General features: G+C 45.9%; 6 protein-coding genes. 3 read left to right on the top strand and 3 right to left on the bottom strand.

The window, feature by feature from the left end; genetic code table 11:
* The first annotated feature begins 60 nt into the window (after positions 1-60).
* Positions 61-324: a Uma2 family endonuclease gene (locus V2H45_RS25105; protein ID WP_330486431.1), complete on the top strand. Its 264-nt coding sequence runs from the start codon at positions 61-63 to the stop codon at positions 322-324.
* Positions 325-373: 49 nt separating this feature from the next.
* On the opposite strand, the gene recF is transcribed toward V2H45_RS25105, so the two are convergent.
* Positions 374-1,492, bottom strand: coding sequence for a DNA replication/repair protein RecF (recF, locus tag V2H45_RS25100; RefSeq protein WP_330486430.1), 1,119 nt, complete (start codon positions 1,490-1,492; stop codon positions 374-376).
* 69 nt (positions 1,493-1,561) lie between these two features.
* Here recF and V2H45_RS25095 point away from each other — a divergent pair, with 69 nt between their 5' ends.
* Positions 1,562-2,371 carry a DUF2459 domain-containing protein gene (locus V2H45_RS25095; protein WP_330486429.1) on the top strand — a complete coding sequence of 270 codons (810 nt, stop codon included), beginning with the start codon at positions 1,562-1,564 and terminating at the stop codon, positions 2,369-2,371.
* A 20-nt stretch (positions 2,372-2,391) separates the two neighbouring features.
* The gene (locus V2H45_RS25090) at positions 2,392-2,880 is read left to right on the top strand and encodes a M67 family metallopeptidase (protein WP_330486428.1); all 489 of its coding nucleotides are present in this window, start codon (positions 2,392-2,394) and stop codon (positions 2,878-2,880) included.
* Between the two features lie 83 nt (positions 2,881-2,963).
* Here V2H45_RS25090 and V2H45_RS25085 read toward each other — a convergent pair whose 3' ends face one another.
* Positions 2,964-4,055: a hybrid sensor histidine kinase/response regulator gene (locus V2H45_RS25085; RefSeq protein WP_330486427.1), complete on the bottom strand. Its 1,092-nt coding sequence runs from the start codon at positions 4,053-4,055 to the stop codon at positions 2,964-2,966.
* A gap of 53 nt (positions 4,056-4,108) precedes the next feature.
* Complete coding sequence (locus tag V2H45_RS25080) at positions 4,109-4,462, bottom strand: response regulator (protein ID WP_330486426.1); 354 nt, start codon at positions 4,460-4,462, stop codon at positions 4,109-4,111.
* Between the last annotated feature and the right edge of the window lie 181 nt (positions 4,463-4,643).

Raw genomic sequence — 4,643 nt, 5'->3', positions numbered from 1 at the left:
CCTCATTTTCCTCAAATCCCTTCCTACTCTTGTTTGTATTTTTAGAGATGCCCTGTAGAGATTTCCTCGACCACTATTCAAGATGACTTAGGCTACAAGCGCTTGCTCTACGAGCGTTTGGATGTGCGGGAATATTGGGTAGTCGATGCTCACAAGGCTGAAGTATTTGCCTTTGCGATCGCCGATGGAGGCAGTGGAAGAATTACGCGATCGCAAGTTTTAGAAGGATTAGAAATCAGCACAGTAGAAGAAGCCCTACAACGCAGCCAGTCTGAGGATGACGGTGCGATCGCCAGATGGTTGCTACAAACCTTTAATGGATAAAAGAAATGACAGGCGATCTCGTAAATTTGCCTGAAGAAAGAATCTACTCTCATACGTGAATTTTGCCTGCTTGCACTTCAAAAATCTGTGCGGAATCTAGCCACTTGGCATCAAAGGAACCTAGATGGGTTGTGGTGATAATGGTCTGTACTCGATCTTCGATCGCATTTAATAGCTGGTTTTGCCTCAACAAATCTAACTCCGCTAAGACATCATCCAGTAATAACAGAGGTGGTTCGCCGATAATCGCTTCGATCAGTTCCAACTCGGCTAATTTCAACGCTAGCACCAAGGTTCGCTGTTGTCCTTGGGAACCATATTCGCGGGCAGGCGTCTCGTTAATCGTCAAATTGACCTCATCGCGGTGCGGTCCCACCAAACTCGTACCCTGTCGTTGCTCGACGATCGCCTTCTGCTGAATCTGCGCTAAGAAAGCTTGCTGTACCTGCTCGACTGTATCGCTGTCGGCAAACTCAAATTTTGGGGTATAGGTAATCTGTAACTGTTCGCTGCCCCCACTGATCGCTTGATGCCATTTCTGCGCGATCGGGGTGAGGCGTTGTACCAGACGCGATCGCCTGCGGGTCAGCCTTGTGCCCGTAGTGGCAAGTTGGGCATCCCAGAGCGATAGTTGTTGCGGATCGAATGTCACCCCACCCTGACGGATCGACTTGAGCAAAGCATTGCGCTGGCGTAAAACTTGATTGTATTGCTGGAGCAAACTCGTATAGATCGGCTCCAGTTGTACCAAAACCGTATCTAGCCAAGTGCGCCTACACTCAGGACTGCCGCGTACCAAATCGAGATCGAGGCTGGAAAACATCACCGCATTTACCTGTCCCAAAAAATCGAGGTGACGCGGCACAGACACCCCATTCATCGCGAGGGTGCGGCGGCTCTCGCTACGCAGTCGGATGACCAACTCAACGGGTGAGAGCGCCCGATCGCAAATTGCCTGAATTTCCCCAAGACTAGCGCCATCTTGAACCAAGTCGCGATCGCGGCTAACTCGATGCGATCGTAGGGTCGCCAGCAAAAAAACGGCTTCCAATAAATTTGATTTACCCTGGGCGTTATTGCCCACGATAATCGTCTTGGGAGCAGCAAACCCAACGAGTTGATCGCTGTAATTGCGGAAATGCCTTAGGTGTAGGCTCTTCAGATACACTTCAAATCGCGATCCTGTCAGTTTTTCTGGGATACTTAGACTTAGCTTTTTAAGGATACATTGATATCCATGCCAGACGACTTACCAAATCGCTTGCCTAGCGATCGCCCAGATCCTAACCAGCCAGCCTCAAATCAGCCCGATCCAAATCGACCGATCCCCAGATCTCGCAAGCAAATTATCCTGCGGGGGATTTTGTTTTTTTTAGGATTAGGACTAGCTTTAGCGATCGCCTATTTTTCACATTGCCCTAGTCCCGAAATCGGACTATTTCCACCGCCACCCCAAAGCCGTACCCATACAATCTACTTAGTGAAGCATGATTTTCACACGGGCATTGCTTGGTCGCAAACGGAGAATATCAAAGAGGGTAAAGCCCTCATGGGGGCTGAGAAATGGAAAGATTCGCCCTATGTGGAAGTTGGTTGGGGCGATCGCCAGTTTTATTACAGTAACGACACTTCGATTTTATCCATGATTCGTGCCATGGTAATTCCCTCGCCTAGCACGCTTCATGTTGCCAGCTTTGCAGAACCTCCAGAGGTGTTTTTTCAATTCCCCGTGTTTCAGTTGGAATTATCCGAGGCAGGTTTTGAGAAGTTAGTTGCCTATATCCAAAGAAGTTTTCAGACTGATGCGAAAGGCGATCGCTTACCTCCCATTTCCGATCGCGGACAATATGGCGTCAGTAATTTCTATGAGTCCGTTCCCAAATACTTTTTTGCATTTAACTGTAATACTTGGGCAGCGGCGGCTTTGCATCATGCGGGTTTGCCCATCTGCGATCGCCGAACGTTATTATCCGAACACTTAGCCGATCGAATTAAGCCCTATGCTTTCCGCATTTTCGCCCCTCCAAATTCCTCGCAAAAAAAATAGATGCGCTTCTGATTCCTATCATGACTCTATTCCTTACTCCCGAACATCGTCTCACAATCCAAAATTCCGCTGAGAGTGCCTATCCTGAGGAGTGCTGCGGATTGTTGCTGGGCACAATCGATGCTCAAGATCCCTCGATCAAAGTGGTTATGGAAGTGCGTCCTATGCGGAATGCTTGGAATGAAGCAGTCGCTCGCGATCTGCAAGCAGTTTTACCGACAGCTTTGGATGCCAAAGGCTCTCAAGCCCCAAGTAAACTAGACCGTTTTAGTATCGATCCGCAGGAAATGTTGCAGGTGCAAAAGGAAGCACGCGATCGCGGTTTCGCCATCATCGGAATTTATCATTCTCATCCCAATGCCCCAGCCATCCCTTCGGAATTCGACCGAGGTGTTGCATGGCAGCAGTATTCCTATGCGATCGCTTCTGTGATGGCAGGGCAGGTAAGTGAAATCCAAAGTTGGGTTTTAGATAAAAAAGGAGACTTTCAAATGGAGGAAATCAGATAATAAATCCTATATCCCGAATTCACCTTATAGAAGGGAGCAAAAGTTGAGCGAAGTCGAAATGCGTCAATTAATCTCGGAATACTTCATGCTAAATTCGGTTGATTGGGAATTGTTAAGGTAAAAATCGAGCCTTGGGGCTGGTTGTTTTCCACAGCAATACTCCCACCATGCGCCTCGATCGCAAGTTTGCAAAAGGTCAAACCCAAACCAATTTGAGTCGTATCTTTAATCAACGTACCAATCTCATACTTCTCAAAAATTAGTGGCTTTAATTCTTCATTAATGCCGCTACCAAAATCACTCACTTGGATTTTGATGTCACCAAACTCGGGATATTCAACGCTAAGAACAATTTTGCTTTTTGAAGGAGAGAACTTAATCGCATTGGATAACAAATTCTCTAAAACACGTCGAAAAATGAGTGCATCTACATGCACCCTCTTTCCCTGTAGGAACAACTGAGTAACGATTTCAAGATTTCGTTGCGTTACGATCGGTTCAAAATCTTGAATCACCTCACGACAAAGGATGTCTAGATCGATGTCTGAGTAATTGAGTGCGATCTTACCTGACTCGATCTTTGCCATCAATAATAGGCTTTCGATTAAAGATTGCAATCGTTGGGCAGAATGGATAATACCATCAACCTTTTTTTGTTTGCGTTCAGGAGGAAGTGAGGGAGAATTTAGCAATTCAGCGGAAAGCATAATATTTGTAAGCGGATTGCGCAAATCGTGCACCATCATATGCACCATATCTTCGCGCATTTTTAACAATTCTTGTAAGCTGTCGTACTGCTGCTTGATCTGCAACATCGAGCGCACTCTAGCGCGTAACTCGATGCTGTTTACAGGCTTGCTCATAAAGTCGTTAGCTCCTGCTGCCAAGCATCTTGCTAAGTCTTCCTTTGCGGTGAGCGCCGTGATCATAATGATGGGAACTGGCTTCCATTTTGGCATGGATTTAATCGTTTGGCAGACTTCTATTCCATTTAGCTCTGGCATCATCACATCCAGTAAGATTACATCAGGCTGAAATGTTTCTAAGCGATCGAGCGCTTTCTGCCCACTGGAAGCATAATGCAGTTCAAACCCTTCATCATCTAAAAGTGCTTCAATTACATCAAAGTTATTGGGTTCATCGTCCACAATTAGAATAGAAGGTGGCGTTTTCATAAAATGCTAAATCAGAATCAAAGACAACCCCATTTTACATAAGTTCTAGCCTTCTAATTTTCTAAGAATTGCTGAATGGTCGATAGTAAATGTTTTAATCTCACGGGTTTTGCTAAATATTCATTTGCCCCAGCCTCTAGGCATTTTTCGCGATCGCCCGGCATGGCTAGTCCTGTAAGCGCTACAATCGGTATGTGAGAGATTTGCCGATCGGCTCGGATGTGGCGCGTTGCCTCTAAACCATCCATTTTAGGCATCTGGATATCCATAAGGATCAGTGCAGGATTTTGAGCTTTGGCTAGGGCGATCGCTTCAAGCCCATCTTTAGCAAGAAGCAGTCTAAATCCTCGACTTTCTAAATAATTACAAAAAGTTTGCGAATTTGCAGGATTATCTTCTGCGACCAAAATCAAAGGCGACTCGACATTTTTAGGGACTGGAACAGTTACAACGTAGGCGCGATCGTTGGACTGTTGCGGGCTAATAGTAGAATCCAGCGCAGAAGATTTTAACCGCTTCGGTAAAGTGTCAAATTTTGTAATTGCTCAACCTAGGTAAATTGACAAAAGCAGCAAAGCTGATAAAGTA

Source organism: Tumidithrix elongata BACA0141, from assembly GCF_036349135.1.
GTDB lineage: Bacteria > Cyanobacteriota > Cyanobacteriia > Pseudanabaenales > Pseudanabaenaceae > Tumidithrix > Tumidithrix elongata.
Note: the sequence above shows the minus strand (reverse complement) of the source record. Positions and strands in the feature narration are given on the sequence as shown.